Source organism: Celeribacter sp. ULVN23_4 (genome assembly GCF_054788345.1).
This window is the reverse complement of record NZ_JBTVYO010000004.1, coordinates 88,293-106,203: the sequence shown is the minus strand read 5'-3', so window position 1 is coordinate 106,203 and position 17,911 is coordinate 88,293. Positions and strand designations below refer to the sequence as shown.

The window sequence follows — 17,911 nt, the reverse complement described above, 5'->3', positions numbered from 1 at the left end:
GTGAAGAAAAAATGGCATAAAATGCAGAAAACTCCGCCGGTTATCCGGCGGAGTTCCATGATGCAGGGAAAGAAAATGAGGCTCAGAAACTCTGCAAAATGCGGAATCGCGCGCCGTCCGCCTGCGCCAGATAAACCGGTCCGACGCAGACACCATCACGCACCACGCAGGTGCCACGCGCACCGGAATAATGCAGGCCTTCAAAGGAAGCTCGCAGCTCCGGCAGATTGAGCGAGTTTGCGCGCCCGGCCAGAGCCGCAAAGAAATGCAGCCCCTCATAGCAGGCTTCGCTTAAAACTCCCTGCATCGGGGCGCTCACCCCGAAGGCATCGCGATATTTGGTCATGAATCTAGAATTGTCCGGCCCGTCGATCTCACTGAAATACCCGGCAGCACAATAGAGATTTTCCGTTGCATCCGGCCCGATGGCCAGAAGGGTATTTTCCTCGATGGCACCAGATAGGCGCAACATGTTGGCGCTCATGCCGCGTGCAGAGAATTCACGGTTGAAGGGTACACATTCCGCACCGACGAGCGATTGAAACACGATGTCCGGCCCAGCCTGAGCAATACGGTCAAGCATGGTGTCGATGTTGGTTTCGCCAATCGGGACATATGATTCTCCAACCACTTCTGCCCCGTTTTTATGAAGAAAGCGGCGCACCCAGTCATGAGAGGCTCGCGGCCAGACATAATCATTGCCGATCAGATACCAGCGCTTTGCGCCCTCGCTTCGGATCATGTGTAGCAAGGCCTCGGCAAACTGGTTCTCCGGGGTTTCGCCAATCGTGAATACATCCTCGCGTGGCGCGCCACCTTCGAAAAGCGGCGCGTAGACATAGGGGATTTCGCCTGCAAACTCCTCCGCAAGAGCCAGACGGACCGTCGACAAATGCACCCCGATCAACACCTGTGCGCCATGGACGTCCACGAGTTCGCGGGCACGGGCAACCACGCCTGCGGGGTCCCCGCCCGCGTCGGCGGCCAGCAATTCGATCTGGCGTCCCAAAATACCACCGGCACCGTTGAGTTCTGAGGCGGCCAGCACTGCGCTGCATTGGCAGGATGGCCCCCAAATGGCATCTGCCCCGCAAAACGGGACGAGCAGGCCGATTTTCAAGGGTTGCGATTGGCGCCGTGCGCGGTTCCACCACTCGGGATTGATGCCTTCGACACGGCCATGTCGCAAATATACGCCAATATCAGGCTGTTTGAGGAAAGCCGTTTGACGTGCCTCCCTAGGCAGAGCATTCCACATTGTCGGGCTCCCAAGGTGTGTTCTTTCTTTCACCATTCGCACAAATGGTCAGCGTTTCAACGAATTTCCTCGTTTTGACGCGTTTCTCCCTTTTCCTGAGCGTTATTGCACAATATATATACTTCAAAAGTAATCTATTGCCGATTAAAGCTTCATGTCCGACTCTCTTCTTAACGAACATCTTTCTCATCTGTTGACGATGGCGAACCGCTATGTCACGCGACAGATGTCTGCAGAGGGCGTTTCTTTCGATCAATGGCGCGTATTGAAAGCCTTGTCGGATGAACCCGGCCTGACAATGAGTCGTCTGGCGGAGGCCTTGGGGCTTAACCTGCCGACGGTAACCAAACTTGTGGACCGGATGGTCGGCGAGGCGCTGCTCTATCGGGTTCTCGATCCGGATGACCGGCGCAAGGTGCGCATGTTCGTTTCCGACAAAGGCAAGGCGCTTTTGAGTAAACTCAATGCACATGTGCTGGCACAGGAGCGCAAACTTGAAAGCAGTTACAGCGACGCAGATTTGCAACGGCTGAAGACGCTTTTGGAAGATTTGTTCCAGCCGCGCACCGGCGACTGATCCTAGCCACATCTCACATGGGTCGTGGCCTGCGCCACGCCGGGCTGGACACACTTCGAGGCGCATCAGGGGATCGATTTTAAGGTGACAGTTTGCTCAAGAGATAAGCTTGCTGCCGCCAAAAAACTGTCCGGGAAGTGGGAGCTGCCTTCCATATCGGGCGGCAATCATCATGATCCAGGAGCGGATGATCTCCGCCAGACTATGCTGAACCTTGTGCGGATCGCGGAGGTCTTAAAGATAGGGGGCCTGCAGGCAGGCCAACCCGTCCCGTGGCTCGACCTTCCGCAAAAGCGTTAGAGCGTCCAAACCCTTCAACGAAAGGGGGGCGCAGGTTTCGACTGGGCCTCAGGTCTCGGCCTCATCCGCCTCGGGTGATCGGCGGCGCAGCACCTGTACCACCGCCATCACGACGAGTGCGCCTGCGGCGAGGATAAAGGCTGCGGCAATCGGACGTTGCAGGAAAACCATCGGATCGCCCCGCCCAATCAGCAGGGCGCGCCGCAGGTTGGTTTCGATGAGAGGCCCCAAGACGAACCCCAGCAGCAACAGCGCCGGGTTGAACCGCGCCAGCGACAGCGCGTAGCCGATGACACCGATCAGGGCGACGGCGAAGATGTCAAAGCTTGATCCTCGCACGGAATAGACGCCGAGGCTGACAAAAATCAGAATGGCGGGGTAGAGCCAGCGGAACGGGATGCGCAGCATCGACACCCAGATGCCGATCAGAGGCAGGTTGAGCACCAACAGCAACAGGTTGCCGATCCCGAAGCTCGCGATCAGGCCCCAGAACATGTCGGGGCGCGCGTCGAGCATCAAGGGGCCGGGCTGTACGCCGTGGATCACCAATGCGCCGAGCATCAGAGCCATGATCGGATCGCCCGGAATGCCAAGCGAGAGCGTGGGGACGAAGGCGCTGATCGCGGCGGAGTTATTGGCCGCCTCGGGCCCCGCGATCCCTTCGATGGCGCCCGTGCCGAATTCTTCCGAGCGGCGCGAGAGGCGGCGTTCGGTGGCATAGGCGAGGAACGACGAAATCGTCGATCCGGTGCCGGGGAGCGCACCGAAAAAACTGCCGAGACTGGCGCCGCGTAGGGCCGGGAAGGGGATACGACGCAGCTCTGACCGGCTGGGCAGGAGGTCGCGCAATGCGACGCGCGGCGGCACGCCGGTGCGTTCGGCGACACGAATGTTGGAGATCACCTCCGCCACGCCAAACAGACCCATCGCCAGCGCCACGAGATTGATGCCGTCCATCAGTTCGGTCTGGCCAAAGACAAAACGCTGTTCGCCGGAATTCACATCGGTCCCGACGCAGCCGAGGATCAGCCCCAACACGACCATAGCCATGCTTTTCGCCGGGTGTTTCGCACCGACCGTCGAGGCGGCAACAAGACCGAGGATCATCATCGCGGCATATTCGGCGGCCCCAAAGGCAATCGCCGCCTGAGCCAAAGCGCCGGACAGCAGGATCAGCACGAGAATCCCGATCATGGAGCCCGCAAAGCTGGAGATCATCGAGGTGAACAAGGCCACGCCAGCGCGTCCCTTCTGGGCCAATGGATAGCCGTCGAGCGTGGTGATTGCTGACTGCGGCGTGCCGGGCAGCCGCAGAAGGATGGAGGCCACAGCCCCGCCATATTGCGAGCCGTAATAGACGCCAGCGAGCATCACCAGAGCCGCCTCGGGGGACAGGTAATAAGTGATCGGCAGCAATAGAGAAATCGTGGCCATCGCCCCGATGCCGGGCAAAACGCCGACGAAAGTGCCCAAAAGCACGCCGAGCACACAATAGATCAACACGCCGGGCTGTGTCGCGACGCTCAGCCCGTGCAGAAATCCGTCCCACCCATTCATTGTTTTACGCCTCTCATCGTCCCGGCCAGAGCGGGACGGTCATTTTCAATCCGAAGGAGAACACCGCGACCGACAGTGCGGTGACCACGAGGGCCAACACGATGCGCCAGCCGATCCGCCGATCCGGGGCTGCGAGTGACGCGATCAGCACGCTGGTCAATGTCACCAGAACAAGCCCCAAGCGGTCGAGACCAGCGGCGAAGATCAGGATCGCGGCCAGTACGGCGAGGCATTCTTTCCACGCGATCTGGATCGCCTCACCCCGTCGGGCAAGGGCAGGAAGCGCGACCATCACGCCCAGAAGGGTCAACGCTGCGCCAAGGAAGGTCGGGAAGAACCCCGGCCCCATTCGGCGCAGTGAGCCAATCTCGTAGTGGGCCAGCGCGTAGAAGACGACGAAGAGGCCGATGGCGGCCAGAAGGACGCCACCAACGAGATCAGGAATGTCGCGCTTCATAGGTTAGTCTTTCGCGTCGATCCGGTCGAGCACGGCACCCCAGACCTTGGTGTCTTCCGCGATACGCTGTTGCAATTCTTCGGCGGAGCCGCCGGCCGCTTGCCAGCCCATGTCGAGCAACCGCTTTTGCACCGCCTCATCCGCAAGGATGGCGTTGATATGGGTGCTCAGCGTCTCGACAATCGCCTCATCCGTGCCCGCGGGCGCGATGAAGGCGTTCCATAGCTCGGCGCGGAAATCATCGGGCAACCCGGCCTGCCCGGCCATGACCGGCACGCCGGGGGCCTGTGCGAAAGGTGTCTCGGAGGTGATGCCGAGGATTTTCACCTTGCCCGCTTCGACATATTGCATGGCCGCAGAAGGGGCCATGAAGCCGCAGTCGATTTCATGACCGATGATCGCGGTCGTGACTTCGGCATAGGAGGTGAAGGGGATATGGAGCATCTCCACACCGGCACGGTCCGAGAAGAGCTCGGCCGTCAGATGCGCGCCAGATCCTTTGCCGACGGATCCATAGGCGAGGGCTTCGGGTTCTTTGCCAGCGGCTTGGACAAAATCCGCGAGGTCTTCGGCGGGGAAATCGGCGGCGACGACAAGCACCAGCGGCGAGGTCGCGATCAGGGTCACCGGAACAATATCCTCGGCGACGTCATAGCCGAGGCTCGGCGTCAGGCGCGGCGCCGTGGTGAGCGGTCCGTTGATGGTGGTGGCAAAGGTGTTCTTTTGATCCTGAGCGTTCAGCATCTGCTGAATGCCGATCACGCCGCCTGCGCCGGGTTTGTTTTCGATCACGATCGGCTGACCCAGTTTTTCGGCCAGAGGTTCGGTCACGATGCGGGCCAGAAGGTCAGGGGAGGAGCCTGCGGGGAAACCCACATAGACATGCTGAGGCTGGCTCGGCCAGGGGGTGTCCTGTGCCAGAGCGGGTTTGCAAAGCGTCATGGCGGCGGCACCCAAAAGGGCCGCGCGGCGCGAAATGATCATGGTAGAGCCTCCCGAGGTCGTATGTGGCGTAACAGCCGTAAATCGCGCGCAAGATTGCGGAAAGCGAGGGATTTGGCAAGGTGTCGTCAGGATTTTACTTTCGCGGCAGTGGCGTGCGCTTTTGCGCCCCCGATGACGTGCTGCTCATCTTTGTTTTCCGCGTCACTGGCGGCATTACATTCGGTTTTTGAAGCGTCAGGCCTTGGGTGGGCCGGTCGCATTTGGGGACGTCCCTTGGATCAGGCGGAAAACTTCAGGATTTGCTGCACCTCGGCGAGACTGAGCTGCACAGGGTTGGCCTGTGTGGAAGAGGCCGAGAGGGCATTTCGCGCGGTTTCCTCCCAAAGCGCCGGGCCGCAGTGCAGCTCGGCGAGAGAGGCCAGCCCATGCCTGTCAATGAAAGCGCGCAGGGGCAGTCCGAGCCCGTCTTGCATCCACCGTTCTATCTCTTCGCAGCGTGCGGTGGGCCTGCCAGCCTGTGTCAGCGCGGCAGAATTGACCGTCAGTGCCGCAGGGAGCAGACGCCCGCAAATCGCGCCATGCGCCCCTCCGCGGCTGCCGATCACGGCCGCAAGACCGTGGACAATCCCGAGCCCGGAATTGGCCAGCGCCAGACCGCTCAAATAGCTGGCTTTGGCCAAAGTGTCGCGCGCGGTTTCATCCTCACGTGTCATGAGCGTCCGAAGCGCGGCGGCCGCAGGCCCGATCATGCCGCGTGCGAGGGCATCGGTGATCGGATTGGCGCGGTTCGACAGGTAGCTCTCGATCAGTTGCGTCAGGGCATCGAGCCCCGTGGAAAGCGTCAGATGTTTCGGCAGACCATCGGTCAAAGAGGCATCCACCACGGCCAGATCGGGCACAAGACGCGGGTCGCGCAGGCTGATCTTGAGCCCCTGATCGGGCACACCGATCACGGCGTTGCGGGTGGCTTCCGCGCCGGTGCCGGAGGTGGTGGGGATCGCCACGAAGGGCAGGGGGGCGTTGAGCTTGGGCGCGGGATCAGGCCCAAGGCCAAGATGATCCAAGACATCGCCCTCGGAGACACAAAGCCCCGACACGGCCTTGCCCAGATCAATCACCGCACCGCCGCCAATGGCGACGATACAGTCCACGCTGATTTCCCGCGCGTGAGTCACCGCGTCGCGGACCTGATCAACGGTCGGCTCGCCTCGGGCGGTAAGGGATGTAACCTGTGCCCCAAGAGTGTCGAGTTCTTCGATCAGCACATCGGCCCAAAGGACCGAGGCGCTGCGCAAGACGAGGACCTTTTGCCCCCTCTCGCGCACCAAAGCTGCGACCTGATCCTTTGCGCCACGTCCGATCAGACAGCGAGCGGGCGCAGTAAAGGCGAGATCCGCGACCGGATTGGACGCGAGGCTGTCGGCGTGACCCGGCATCAGACCAGCATCGTGGCACGAACGGCCCGCGCCCAACCGTCGCATTTGGCCTGCCGCGTCGCCTCATCCATGGTCGGCTCAAAGGTGCGCTCCAGCGCCCATGTGGCGGCAAAGCCCTCCATGTCGGGATAGACGCCCGCCCGCTGACCGGCGAGCCAGGCGGCGCCCATGGCCGTGGTTTCAAGGACTTTGGGGCGGTCGACGGGCGCGGAAATGATGTCGGACAGGAATTGCATCGCAAAATCCGAGGCACTCATGCCGCCATCTACACGCAGCGCCGTGGTGGCGTCACCCTGCCAATCGGCATGCATGGCTTCCAAGAGGTCGCGGGTCTGATAGCCGACACTTTCAAGCGCGGCGCGGGCAAATTCCGCCGGGCCTGAGTTGCGTGTCATCCCGAACATCGCCCCCCGACATTCCGCATTCCAATAGGGCGCGCCCAGCCCGGTGAAGGCGGGCACAAGGATCAGGTCCTGCGTTTTGTCGGCGCTTTCGGCCAGGGGCTGGGTCTCGGAGGCTTCGCGGATGATTTTCAGCCCGTCGCGCAACCATTGCACCACGGCACCCGCGATAAAGATCGAGCCTTCGAGCGCATAGGTCGTCTTGCCGCCGATACGGTAGGCGATGGTGGTCAAGAGCCGGTTTTGCGACATCACCGGCGTCTCTCCCGTGTTCAAAAGCGCGAAACAGCCGGTGCCATAGGTGGATTTGACCATTCCCGGCTTGAAACAGGCCTGACCGATGGTGGCCGCCTGCTGGTCGCCCGCGATGCCCAAAATCGGGATCGGGCGGCCAAAGAGATCGGGGCGGGTCTCGCCGAAATCGGCATCGCAATCGCGCACCTCTGGCAGCATCGCCATCGGAATGTCGAAGCGTTTGCATATGGTGGTGGACCAGCGGCCTTTGCGGATGTCGTACAGCATGGTGCGCGCGGCATTGGTGGCGTCGGTGGCATGGACCTTGCCGCCGGTGAGTTTCCACACGAGCCAGCTGTCAACCGTGCCAAACAAAAGCTCGCCCGCCTCGGCGCGGTCGCGCGCGCCTTCCACGTTGTCGAGAATCCATTTGAGTTTCGTCGCCGAGAAATAGGGATCGAGCAACAGCCCGGTCTTTTCCGTGACGACCTCTTCAAAGCCTTCCGCCTTAAGTGTCTTGCACAGCTCGGAGGTGCGGCGGTCCTGCCAGACGATGGCATTGTAGACCGGCTGGCCGGTGGTCTTGTCCCAGACAAGCGTGGTTTCGCGCTGGTTGGTGATGCCGATTGCGGCGATGTGTGACACATCGGCCGAGGATTTCTCGATCACCGCACGACAGGTGGCCGCCGTGGTGGACCAGAGATCGAAAGCATCATGTTCGACCCAGCCGCTTTGGGGGAAATGCTGTTCGAATTCTTCCTGCGCGGTGGCCGTAACGGAGAGGTTTCCGTCAAACAGAATGGCGCGGGTCGATGTGGTGCCCTGATCGATGGCAAGAATATAGGTCACATGCATCTCCTTGGTGGTCTCTGCTCGGTCCAAGGCTATGCCACCAGCGCTGGACGGAAAAGAGGGGGCAAAAGAGGGCGGTGATCCCGCCCTCTTTCTGAACTTACTGCCAGGAGGCGACGAGTTCGTCGTAGGAGACGGTTTGCGGCTCCTCGCGTTCGTTCTCGATGGCCGGTTTCGGCGCGCCTTCCATGGCGAGCCATTCGGCGGCGTCTTTCTCGTCGTTCATGACCGGACCAAGATCGCCTTGGATGCCAGCACGTTCGAGACGCTCCATGACTTTCTCCATATCGGCGCAGAGGCTGTCGAGCGCGTCTTGCGCGGATTTCGCGCCGGACATCGCGTCGCCGATGTTCTGCCACCACAGCTGGGCGAGCTTCGGGTAATCCGGGACGTTGGTGCCGGTGGGCGACCAGCGCACGCGGTCGGGCGAGCGGTAGAACTCGACGAGGCCGCCAAGTTTCGGCGCACGATCGGAGAAGCTTTCATGCTGGATGGTGGATTCGCGGGTAAAGGTCAGACCGACATGGGATTTCTTCACATCGACGGTCTTGGAGCCCACGAATTGTGCGTAGAGCCAAGCGGCCTTGGCGCGATCCTCCGGCGTGGATTTCATCAGCGTCCAGGAGCCCACGTCCTGATAGCCGACCTTCATGCCGTCTTCCCAGTAGACGCCATGCGGGCTGGGGGCGAGACGCCATTTCGGGGTGCCGTCCTCGTTCATCACCGCCGGGCTGTCGACCAGAGGTGCGACAAAGGTGGTGTACATGAACATCTGCTGGGCGATGTTGCCCTGACCCGGAACCGGACCGGCCTCCGAGAAGGTCATGCCCATGGCGGAGGGCGGCGAGTATTTGTTCAGCCAATCGATGGCTTTCTCCACCGCATAGACCGCCGCCGGAGAGTTCGCCGCGCCGCCGCGTGCCATACAGGCGCCGACAGGTTGCGAGTTCTCGTTCACGCGGATGCCCCACTCGTCGACCGGAAGGCCGTTGGGTTCGCCCTTGTCGCCCATCCCGGCCATGGACATCCATGCATCGGTGTAGCGCCAGCCCAGGGACGGGTCTTTCTTGCCGTAGTCCATCGAGCCATAGACCTCGACGCCGTCAATCTCGCGACCGGTGAAAAACTCGGCGATGTCCTCATAGGCCGCCCAGTTGACCGGAACACCAAGATCGTAGCCGTATTTCTCTTTGAACTCGGCCATGATTGCGGGATCGGTGAACCAATCGTAGCGGAACCAGTAGAGGTTCGCGAATTGCTGGTCGGGAAGCTGATAGAGTTTGCCATCGGGTGCGGTGGTGAATTGCGTGCCGATGTAGTCGTCGAGATCGAGACCCGGGTTGGTCACATCCGCGCCTTCGTTCGCCATGAAGTCGGTGAGGTTGCGCACCTGTTGATAGCGCCAGTGGGTGCCGATCAGGTCGCTGTCGTTGACATAGGCGTCATAGATGTTTTCGCCCGACTGCATCTGAGTTTGCAGTTTCTCGACGACATCGCCTTCGCCGATCAGGTCGTGGGTGATTTTGATGCCGGTGATGGCCTCGAACGCGGGGGCGAGCACCTGAGATTCATATTCATGCGTGGTGATGGTCTCGGAGACCACTTTGATCTCCATGCCCGCAAAGGGCTGAGCCGCGTCGATGAACCACTGCATTTCGGCTTCTTGATCGGCGCGGGACAGCGCCGACTGATCGCCGATTTCCGCATCGAGGAACGCCTTGGCCGCATCCATATCGGCGAAAGCGGGCACCGACAAAAGGCCGAGGCCTAACGCCAGTGCGGTGGTTGTCTTGAGACGATGGTTCATTGGTTTCCTCCCTATGTGAACCTTTGTTTTTAGGTGTCGATCCGTCGCGGGGCCTCCTCAGACCCAGCGAAAGACGATGGCTGCAAAGATCAGGCAAACGACAAGCGCGAGCGCTTGGTTGGCGCCGATCAGACCGAGCCATGCAAGATTGATGAAGGCCGAGCCCAGAAGGGTGATGAACAAACGATCCCCCCGCGTGGTCTCGATGCCCAGGACGCCAACGCGCGGCGTTTCGGGGAATTTGATCGCCAGTATGGTGAAGATCACCAAAAGCGTTGCAATCGTTCCGAAAAAGGCGGCGGTCGGCCATGTCCATGCCATCCAGTCCATGTCGAATTCCTCCTCTTAGACCCGACCGAGGGCAAAGCCCTTGGCGATGTAATTGCGCACGAAGTAGATCACGAGTGCGCCCGGCACGATGGTGAGCACCCCGGCGGCGGCTAGCACGCCCCAGTCGACGCCTGCCGCACCCACGGTGCGGGTCATGGTGGCGGCGATGGGTTTAGCGTCCACTGAGGTCAGCGTGCGAGACAAAAGCAGTTCGACCCAAGAGAACATGAAGCAGAAGAACGCAGCCACACCGATGCCCGAGGCGATGAGCGGCATGAAGATCTTTACGAAGAAGCGCCCAAAGCTATAGCCGTCGATATAGGCGGTCTCATCGATTTCCTTGGGCACGCCGCGCATGAAACCTTCGAGGATCCAGACGGCGAGCGGCACGTTAAAGAGACAATGCGCCAGAGCCACGGCGATATGCGTGTCAAAAAGCCCGATCGAGGAATAAAGCTGAAAGAAGGGCAGGGCGAAGACGGCAGGCGGCGCCATGCGGTTCGTCAAAAGCCAAAAGAACAGGTGCTTGTCGCCGAGGAAGTTGTAGCGCGAAAACGCATAGGCGGCGGGCAGGGCGACGGCGAGCGAGATCACCGTGTTCATCACCACATAGATCATCGAGTTGACGTAGCCCATGTACCACGCCTCGTCGGTGAGGATCGTGACGTAGTTCTCGAACGTCAGGTTTTGTGGCCAAAGCGAAAAACTGCCCAGAATTTCCGTGTTGGTCTTCAGGCTCATGTTCAACAGCCAGTAGATCGGCAACATGAGGAACAGAAGATAGAGCGTCATCACCACGGCGCGGCCCTTCACCTTGGGGAGGCTGCGCGCGCGGGTGGCGGGTGTGAGTGCGGTTGCGTCCGTCATCTTACATGCCCTTTTTGTCGAGGTTGACCATGACGGTGTAGAACACCCATGAAATCAACAGGATCACGAGGAAATACATCAAAGAGAAGGCGGCTGCGGGTCCGAGATCGAACTGGCCGAGAGCCATTTTGACGAGGTCGATGGACAAAAGCGTCGTCGCATTGCCCGGACCGCCGCCCGTCACGACGAAAGGCTCGGTGTAGATCATGAAACTGTCCATGAAACGCAGCAGAATGGCGATCATCAACACGCCCATCATCTTGGGCAGTTCGATGAAACGGAACACCTTCCAACGGTTCGCCTGGTCGATCCGCGCGGCCTGATAATAGGCGTCGGGGATGGATTTGAGGCCGGCAAAGGCCAGAAGTGCCACCAGCGACGTCCAGTGCCAGACATCCATCACGATGATGGTGATCCAAGCGGAGATCGTGTCCTGCGTGTAGTTGTAGTCGATCCCAAGCGCATCGAGCGTGTAGCCCAAAAGGCCGATGTCAACGCGTCCGAAAATCTGCCAGATCGTACCGACCACGTTCCATGGGATCAAAAGCGGGAGCGACATGACCACGAGGCAGAAGGACGACCAAAATCCCGATTTCGGCATGTTGAGCGCCACGAAAATACCCAGCGGAATTTCGATGGCAAGGATGATGCCGGAGAACATCAACTGACGTTGCAGCGCGTTCCACATGCGCTCGTCCGAGAGCATCTCCTGGAACCACTCAAGCCCGGCCCAGAAGAACTGGTTGTTGCCGAAGGTGTCCTGCACGGAATAGTTCACCACCGTCATGAGCGGGATCACGGCGGAGAACGCCACGAGCACCAAGACGGGCAGCACAAGGAACCATGCTTTGTGATTGGTTGTTTTCTGTTGCATCACGCGGCCTCCCCGCCTTGCGGCGCCACACGCCAGTCGTTCGCATAGACATTCACGCGCGCCGGATCGAATGTGACGCGGGTCATGTCCGCGCGCACGGGATCGTCCTCGCCTGCGATGATGTTGATGTCTTGGCCAAAGAATTCGGCACGGATGATCTTGTGACGCCCGGCATCCTCGACGCGGCGCACTTTCACGGGCAGGCCTTCGCTTTCGCTCAATCGCGCGAATTCGGGCCGCACGCCGATTTCCACCTTGCCGTCTACCGGGGCATAACCTGCGCCGAGCGCAATTTCCGACCCGTTGATGTAGGCCTTTGTGCCCTCGACCTTGGCGGGGATCACATTCATGCCCGGCGAGCCGATGAAATAGCCCACAAACGTGTGCGCGGGCCGTTCGAACAGCTCCTCGGGCGTGCCGATCTGAACCACGCGCCCGTCATACATCACCACCACCTTGTCCGCGAAGGTCAGCGCCTCTGTCTGGTCGTGGGTCACATAGATCATCGTGTGGCCGAAATCGTGGTGTAGCTTTTTGAGCTGGGTTCTGAGTTCCCATTTCATATGCGGGTCGATCACGGTCAGGGGTTCGTCGAACAGCAGCGCGTTCACATCCTTGCGCACCATGCCGCGGCCCAGAGAGATTTTTTGCTTGGCATCGGCACCAAGGCCACGCGCCTTTTTGCGCAGCATGTCTTCCATGCCGATCATCTTGGCGATTTCCTGAACGCGCTCGGCCACATAGGTCTCGTCGCGGCCCCGGTTTCTGAGCGGAAAGGCCAGATTGTCGTGCACAGTCATCGTGTCGTAGACCACCGGGAATTGGAACACCTGCGCGATGTTGCGCTCCGCCGTGGGGGCGCGGGTTACGTCTTGACCGTCGAACAGGATGCGCCCCTGCGAGGGCATCAACAGCCCCGAAATGATGTTCAAAAGCGTGGACTTGCCACAGCCCGACGAGCCCAAAAGCGCATAGGCCTCACCGTCTTCCCAGTCGTAATTCAGCTCCTTGAGCGCATAGTCGTCCTCCGACGCAGGCGTCGGATTGTAGGAATGCGCAAGGTTGTCGAGTGTAATTCTAGCCATGATCGCGCCTCCTCACGCCGCCATCGCATAGGCGGCGGGCGCAACGAGCCCCCCGTCTTCGCCGAACACATAGACATGACGCGGGTCGAGCCAGACGTCGAGCGCGGCGCCAATCTCGAGATCGTGCACGCCGTGGATCAACCCGACCCAACGCGCGCCATGGTGATCGAGATGGACGAAAGTTTCCGACCCGGTCAGCTCCGTGACATGCAATTTTGTGGTGAACTTCATCGCATTCTCAGCATGTTGCAGGATCTCTAGGTGGTTCGGACGGAACCCGGCGGTGTAGCGCCCGTCGGGCAGTTCCGCGAGCTTGCCGGTGGCTTTCGCGCTCTGTCCGTCTCCGAACATCAACCGATCGCCGGTCTTGGAGATTTGCAGGAAATTCATCGGCGGATCGGAGAACACCCGGGCCGTCGTGGCATCCACGGGCTGGCGATAGACTTCGGGCGTCGTCCCGAATTGCGTCACGCGTCCCTCCCAGAGCGTCGCGGTATTGCCGCCGAGCAAAAGCGCTTCTTCGGGTTCCGTCGTCGCATAGACAAAGATCGAGCCAGAGGCTTCGAAAATCTTTGGAATCTCGACGCGCAACTCCTCGCGCAGCTTGTAATCGAGGTTGGCGAGCGGCTCATCCAGAAGCACAAGCCCGGCGTTTTTCACCAGCGCCCGCGCCAGAGCACAGCGTTGTTGCTGCCCGCCTGACAGTTCCAGAGGTTTGCGGTCGAGCATCGGCGTCAGCTTCATCAGCTCCGCCGTTTCCCGCACCCGCGCGTCGATCTCCGCCTTGTCCACGCCCATCAGCTTCATCGGCGAGGCAATGTTGTCGTACACGCTCATCGAGGGGTAGTTGATGAATTGCTGATACACCATCGCAACCTTGCGATCCTGCACCCGCATGCCGGTGACGTCTTTTCCGTCCCAGAAAATCCGCCCGGCGCTCGGTTGATCGAGCCCGGCCATCAGACGCATCAGCGAGGTCTTCCCCGACAGGGTAGGCCCCAGCAGGACGTTCATCGTTCCTTTTTCGAGCGTCAGATCGGTCGCGGCAATATGCATTTGCCCCTCGACGATTTTTGACACGCCCTTCAGTTCCAGCGTCATTAGGTCCTCCTCCCCGCGCCTTATTGTCTTTGGCCTTTGGCTTTATTCAGCTGCGGCACTCCCCGCGCGGCGGGTCTTCATCCAGTCATCCAGATCATGGATCTGCGTTTCATCCAGACGCAGCCCAAGCTTTGAGCGGCGCCAAACAATATCCTCGGCCGTGCGCGCATATTCGCGCTCCATCAGCCATGTCACTTCGGTCTCGGTCAGGGTCGCGCCGAAATCACGTCCCAGTGCCTCGGCACTCTTTGCGTCTCCCAGCACGTCACGCGCTTCGGTGCCGTAGGCCCGCACCAGACGCCGCGCCCAGAACGGGGTCAGAAACCCAAATTGCGCACGCAGCTCGGAGACAAGCCGGTCAAACCCGCCGACCGGGAAATCCCCGCCTGCGAGCGGCACACCTGCCGTCCACTGGCCCTTTGTGTCCGGCAGGTGTTCCGAGATTTTCTCAAGCGCGCTTTCCGCCAGCCGCCGATAGGTCGTGATTTTCCCCCCGAAGATGTTGAGTACCGGCGCACCGCCCTCTGCATCGACCTTGAGCGTATAGTCACGTGTCGCCGCTGTCGCCGATGACGCTCCGTCATCGTAGAGCGGGCGGACGCCGGAATAGCTCCAGACCACATCCTCGGCGCTGATTGGCGCTTTGAAATATTTGTTGGCAAAGGCGATCAGATAGTCGCGTTCTTCGTCGGTACAGGTGGGTTTGAGCGACGGGTCGCTGTGTTCGGCGTCCGTGGTGCCGATCAGGGTGAAATCCGTCTCATAGGGAATGGCGAAAATGATCCGCCCGTCGGTGCCCTGAAAGAAATAGCATTTGTCGTGATCGTAGAGCTTGCGGGTCACGATATGGCTGCCGCGCACAAGCCGCACGCCCTCTTTCGACGGCAGGTCGATTTTGTCGTGGATCACGTCGCCGACCCAAGGGCCGCCCGCATTCACCAGCATTTTTGCGTAATGGGTCATGGTGCGACCATGTTCCATATCTTTCGTTTCGACACGCCAGAGATCGCCTTCGCGCGTCGCATGGGTCACTTTGGTGCGCGTCAGAATCGCCGCGCCGCGTGCCTCTGCGTCGCGGGCATTGAGGATCACGAGACGGGAATCCTCGACCCAGCAATCGGAATATTCATAGGCTTTGGCAAAGCGCTCCTGCAGCGGCGCGCCCTCGGGCGTTCCCGTCAGGCCGATGGTTTCCGTGCCCGGCAGGATTTTGCGCCCGCCCAGATGATCGTAGAGAAACAGGCCAAGCCGGATCAGCCATGCCGGACGGCGTCCCTTCATCCAAGGCATCACGACAGACAGAAGTTTCGAGGTCGGCGTTTCGGATTCGAAGCGCATATCCTTATGATAAGGAAGGACAAAACGCATCGGCCAGCTGATGTGAGGCATGGCCTGCAGGAGAATTTCGCGCTCGATCAAAGCCTCGCGGACCAACCGAAACTCGAAGTATTCGAGATAGCGTAGTCCGCCGTGGAAGAGTTTTGTGGAGGAAGACGAGGTCGCAGAGGCCAGATCGCTCATCTCCGCGAGCGTCACGGAAAATCCCCGTCCCGCCGCGTCGCGCGCAATGCCACAGCCATTGATGCCGCCGCCGATCACAAAAAGATCGACGGGATGTGTGCTGTCATTCCCCTGCACAGGCTTTCCTCCCAAGTTCTGGCGCTAACGTTGTGTCGAAAAGGTCAAAAACGCAAGATATTTGTTTTCGTTTTTGTTCGATTAAGAAAAATCAATGGGTTAAGATAAATATTTCTGCAACTGCGAAGAAAAGATAAGAGAATCTACGCAGGTGCGGCAATGAATTGACTGGATTCGCATCGGGTTTTCGCGTCTTTTTCCATGAAGCCACAGAAACGAAGCAAAGCGAACATCTATGTCCAACAACTTTCGTCACCCCGAGATTCTCGAAATGACACGCAAAGAGGGGAAGGTCACGGTCGAGCGGCTGGCAGAACACTTTGGTGTCACGCTTCAAACCATTCGCCGCGACCTGTCCGAATTGGCGGAACTGGGGCGTGTCGAACGGGTGCATGGTGGGGCGGTGCTGGCGTCCGGCACCATCAATATCGGGTACGAAGATCGGCGGCAGTTGAACGCGGAGGCCAAAACCGCGATCGCGCGGGCCTGTGCGTCGCGGATTCCCAACGGGATTTCGTTGTTTCTCAACATCGGGACAAGCACGGAAGCCGTCGCGCAGGAGCTGTTGCATCACAAGGATCTGATGGTCGTCACCAACAATATGAATGTCGCCAACATTCTGGCCGGGAACAACAATTGCGAAGTCATCGTGACCGGCGGGCATTTGCGGCGGTCCGATGGCGGCTTGGTCGGCAATCTGGCCGCAGAGACCATCCGCCAATTCAAATTCGATCTGGCGGTCATCGGCTGTTCCGCGCTCGACCGTGATGGCGATCTTTTGGATTTCGACATTCAGGAGGTCAGTGTGAGCCAGACGATCCTGCGGCAATCGCGCAAGGTTTTTCTCGTCGCGGATCACACCAAATTTTCCAGAAGCGCCCCCGCAAGGATCGCATCGCTGTCCGACATCGACGTGTATTTCACCGATCACGCCGTTCCGGACGAACTGTCCCAAGCCTGCAAGAGCTGGAACACCGAGGTGGTCTCGGGCGGCTGAAGGCGTAGGTCTTAGCATTGCGGCCCCGCGCATCGCACGGGGCCGTCAGGGTGTTCAGGGGCGGCTCAAGCAACGTTCTGAGCGCCGCTCAATCGTGTTACATCACGCCGGGGCTTGGACGAGAATCTTGACCTGAGATTTTTCCGCCACGAGGGCCTCGAACCCCTGATCGACGATCTCGTCGATGGAGATTCGCTTGGTCACAAGTTTGTCGGCGCTGAAATAGCCCTGGGTCATAAGCTCCATCACCGCCGGATAGATGTTGCGATAGGCGATGGTGCCCAGAAGCTGGCGCTCCTTCAGCACGGCGGTGTTGGGCTGGAACGCGGCATCGCCCTCCCAGATCGACACGATCAGGGTCTGGCCCTCGTGCCGCGTGCTGTCGATGCATTGCGGCAGAACGCGCGGCACCCCGGTCACTTCGAAGGCCACGTTGACGCCGCCGGTGGCCGTGCGGATCGTCTCCACTGGATCGGTCGACATCGGATCGATGGCGCTGGTCGCGCCCAGTTCCAGCGCCTTTTCGCGGCGCTCGGGCGAGGGTTCGACCACATGGATCTGGGCCGCACCGGCGACGCGCAGCGCCTCGACGACCAAAAGCCCGATCGGGCCGGCACCAAAGACTGCGGCCGTGTCGCCCGCCTTGATCTTGGACATGCGCACTGCGTGGAGCGCGACGGCCGCCGGTTCGACCAGCGCGCCTTGCTCCATCGACAGGGCGTCCGGCATTTTGTGCACCATGCCTGCGGGCACGACCGAGAACGCGGCAAAGCCACCGTGGCCGCCCGAAAGGCCGACAAAGCCGAGGCTGTCACAAAGATTGTATTTGCCTTCATGACAGGCGGGGCAAGTGCCACAGGCAAAGATCGGTTCGATGGCAACCCGGTCGCCAACCGCAAGCCCGGTCACACCCGCGCCCAATTCGGTGATCTCGCCACAATATTCGTGGCCCATGGTGATCGGCGCCTTGTCGTGGCTGAGCGGATGCTCTTCGTCCGCGGGGACGAAAATCGGCCCGGCGAGATATTCGTGCAGGTCGCTGCCGCAAATTCCGGTCCAGGCCACCTTGATCTTGACCTCGCCCGCTGCGGGGGAGGGTTCGGGGATGTCTTCGACGCGGATATCTTTGACGCCATGCCAGCGTGCTGCTTTCATTGTGGTTCTCCTTAGGTTCGTAAATTCTGCGCCCGGGCCG

Annotated in this window: 16 protein-coding genes; 2 read left to right on the top strand and 14 right to left on the bottom strand. The window is 60.3% G+C overall.

Annotation, left to right across the window (positions count from 1 at the left end):
* Positions 1-82 precede the first annotated feature (82 nt).
* Complete coding sequence (locus ACYBHZ_RS11210; RefSeq protein WP_460274367.1) at positions 83-1,258, bottom strand: substrate-binding domain-containing protein; 1,176 nt, start codon at positions 1,256-1,258, stop codon at positions 83-85.
* A gap of 154 nt (positions 1,259-1,412) precedes the next feature.
* Between ACYBHZ_RS11210 and ACYBHZ_RS11205 the strand changes: the two genes are divergently transcribed.
* Positions 1,413-1,835, top strand: a complete 423-nt coding sequence (locus ACYBHZ_RS11205; RefSeq protein WP_460274366.1) for a MarR family winged helix-turn-helix transcriptional regulator — start codon at positions 1,413-1,415, stop codon at positions 1,833-1,835.
* Between the two features lie 348 nt (positions 1,836-2,183).
* Here the strand turns inward: ACYBHZ_RS11205 and ACYBHZ_RS11200 are convergent, their stop codons facing one another.
* From ACYBHZ_RS11200 to glpD, 12 genes are all read right to left on the bottom strand, one after another.
* Complete coding sequence (locus ACYBHZ_RS11200) at positions 2,184-3,692, bottom strand: tripartite tricarboxylate transporter permease (RefSeq protein ID WP_460274365.1); 1,509 nt, start codon at positions 3,690-3,692, stop codon at positions 2,184-2,186.
* A gap of 13 nt (positions 3,693-3,705) precedes the next feature.
* A complete protein-coding gene (locus ACYBHZ_RS11195) occupies positions 3,706-4,149 on the bottom strand; it encodes a tripartite tricarboxylate transporter TctB family protein (RefSeq protein ID WP_460274364.1) in 444 nt (147 codons plus the stop codon).
* A gap of 3 nt (positions 4,150-4,152) precedes the next feature.
* The gene (locus tag ACYBHZ_RS11190) at positions 4,153-5,133 is read right to left on the bottom strand and encodes a Bug family tripartite tricarboxylate transporter substrate binding protein (protein ID WP_460274363.1); all 981 of its coding nucleotides are present in this window, start codon (positions 5,131-5,133) and stop codon (positions 4,153-4,155) included.
* Positions 5,134-5,372: 239 nt separating this feature from the next.
* The gene (locus ACYBHZ_RS11185) at positions 5,373-6,575 is read right to left on the bottom strand and encodes an iron-containing alcohol dehydrogenase (RefSeq protein ID WP_460274362.1); all 1,203 of its coding nucleotides are present in this window, start codon (positions 6,573-6,575) and stop codon (positions 5,373-5,375) included.
* Entirely contained in the window at positions 6,530-8,014 is a 1,485-nt protein-coding gene (glpK, locus tag ACYBHZ_RS11180) for a glycerol kinase GlpK (protein WP_460274361.1), read from the bottom strand. Before glpK ends, ACYBHZ_RS11185 begins: the two co-directional genes overlap by 46 nt.
* A 103-nt stretch (positions 8,015-8,117) precedes the next feature.
* Positions 8,118-9,824, bottom strand: coding sequence for an ABC transporter substrate-binding protein (locus ACYBHZ_RS11175; protein WP_460274360.1), 1,707 nt, complete (start codon positions 9,822-9,824; stop codon positions 8,118-8,120).
* A 57-nt stretch (positions 9,825-9,881) separates the two neighbouring features.
* A complete protein-coding gene (locus tag ACYBHZ_RS11170) occupies positions 9,882-10,154 on the bottom strand; it encodes a DUF2160 domain-containing protein (protein ID WP_066708843.1) in 273 nt (90 codons plus the stop codon).
* A 15-nt stretch (positions 10,155-10,169) separates the two neighbouring features.
* A complete protein-coding gene (locus tag ACYBHZ_RS11165; protein ID WP_460274359.1) occupies positions 10,170-11,021 on the bottom strand; it encodes a carbohydrate ABC transporter permease in 852 nt (283 codons plus the stop codon).
* A 1-nt stretch (position 11,022) separates the two neighbouring features.
* Positions 11,023-11,895 carry a carbohydrate ABC transporter permease gene (locus ACYBHZ_RS11160; protein ID WP_207020869.1) on the bottom strand — a complete coding sequence of 291 codons (873 nt, stop codon included), beginning with the start codon at positions 11,893-11,895 and terminating at the stop codon, positions 11,023-11,025.
* A complete protein-coding gene (locus tag ACYBHZ_RS11155) occupies positions 11,895-12,980 on the bottom strand; it encodes an ABC transporter ATP-binding protein (RefSeq protein ID WP_460274358.1) in 1,086 nt (361 codons plus the stop codon). Before ACYBHZ_RS11155 ends, ACYBHZ_RS11160 begins: the two co-directional genes overlap by 1 nt.
* Before the next feature lie 12 nt (positions 12,981-12,992).
* Complete coding sequence (locus ACYBHZ_RS11150; protein WP_460274357.1) at positions 12,993-14,081, bottom strand: ABC transporter ATP-binding protein; 1,089 nt, start codon at positions 14,079-14,081, stop codon at positions 12,993-12,995.
* A 42-nt stretch (positions 14,082-14,123) separates the two neighbouring features.
* Complete coding sequence (glpD, locus tag ACYBHZ_RS11145) at positions 14,124-15,719, bottom strand: glycerol-3-phosphate dehydrogenase (RefSeq protein WP_460274356.1); 1,596 nt, start codon at positions 15,717-15,719, stop codon at positions 14,124-14,126.
* A 235-nt stretch (positions 15,720-15,954) separates the two neighbouring features.
* Between glpD and ACYBHZ_RS11140 the strand changes: the two genes are divergently transcribed.
* Positions 15,955-16,716, top strand: coding sequence for a DeoR/GlpR family DNA-binding transcription regulator (locus tag ACYBHZ_RS11140; protein WP_460274355.1), 762 nt, complete (start codon positions 15,955-15,957; stop codon positions 16,714-16,716).
* Between the two features lie 102 nt (positions 16,717-16,818).
* On the opposite strand, the gene ACYBHZ_RS11135 is transcribed toward ACYBHZ_RS11140, so the two are convergent.
* Complete coding sequence (locus tag ACYBHZ_RS11135) at positions 16,819-17,871, bottom strand: 2,3-butanediol dehydrogenase (RefSeq protein WP_460274354.1); 1,053 nt, start codon at positions 17,869-17,871, stop codon at positions 16,819-16,821.
* Positions 17,872-17,911 lie beyond the last annotated feature (40 nt).

What these genes read in the sequence shown, in the direction of transcription:
- ACYBHZ_RS11140 (WP_460274355.1), top strand. Translation starts at nt 15,955, where the DNA reads ATGTCCAACAACTTTCGTCACCCCGAGATTCTCGAAATGACACGCAAA.
- ACYBHZ_RS11175 (WP_460274360.1), bottom strand. Translation starts at nt 9,824, where the DNA reads ATGAACCATCGTCTCAAGACAACCACCGCACTGGCGTTAGGCCTCGGC.
- ACYBHZ_RS11185 (WP_460274362.1), bottom strand. Translation starts at nt 6,575, where the DNA reads ATGCGACGGTTGGGCGCGGGCCGTTCGTGCCACGATGCTGGTCTGATG.
- ACYBHZ_RS11135 (WP_460274354.1), bottom strand. Translation starts at nt 17,871, where the DNA reads ATGAAAGCAGCACGCTGGCATGGCGTCAAAGATATCCGCGTCGAAGAC.
- ACYBHZ_RS11205 (WP_460274366.1), top strand. Translation starts at nt 1,413, where the DNA reads ATGTCCGACTCTCTTCTTAACGAACATCTTTCTCATCTGTTGACGATG.
- ACYBHZ_RS11210 (WP_460274367.1), bottom strand. Translation starts at nt 1,258, where the DNA reads ATGTGGAATGCTCTGCCTAGGGAGGCACGTCAAACGGCTTTCCTCAAA.
- ACYBHZ_RS11165 (WP_460274359.1), bottom strand. Translation starts at nt 11,021, where the DNA reads ATGACGGACGCAACCGCACTCACACCCGCCACCCGCGCGCGCAGCCTC.
- ACYBHZ_RS11170 (WP_066708843.1), bottom strand. Translation starts at nt 10,154, where the DNA reads ATGGACTGGATGGCATGGACATGGCCGACCGCCGCCTTTTTCGGAACG.
- ACYBHZ_RS11190 (WP_460274363.1), bottom strand. Translation starts at nt 5,133, where the DNA reads ATGATCATTTCGCGCCGCGCGGCCCTTTTGGGTGCCGCCGCCATGACG.
- ACYBHZ_RS11150 (WP_460274357.1), bottom strand. Translation starts at nt 14,081, where the DNA reads ATGACGCTGGAACTGAAGGGCGTGTCAAAAATCGTCGAGGGGCAAATG.
- ACYBHZ_RS11200 (WP_460274365.1), bottom strand. Translation starts at nt 3,692, where the DNA reads ATGAATGGGTGGGACGGATTTCTGCACGGGCTGAGCGTCGCGACACAG.
- ACYBHZ_RS11160 (WP_207020869.1), bottom strand. Translation starts at nt 11,895, where the DNA reads ATGCAACAGAAAACAACCAATCACAAAGCATGGTTCCTTGTGCTGCCC.
- ACYBHZ_RS11155 (WP_460274358.1), bottom strand. Translation starts at nt 12,980, where the DNA reads ATGGCTAGAATTACACTCGACAACCTTGCGCATTCCTACAATCCGACG.
- ACYBHZ_RS11195 (WP_460274364.1), bottom strand. Translation starts at nt 4,149, where the DNA reads ATGAAGCGCGACATTCCTGATCTCGTTGGTGGCGTCCTTCTGGCCGCC.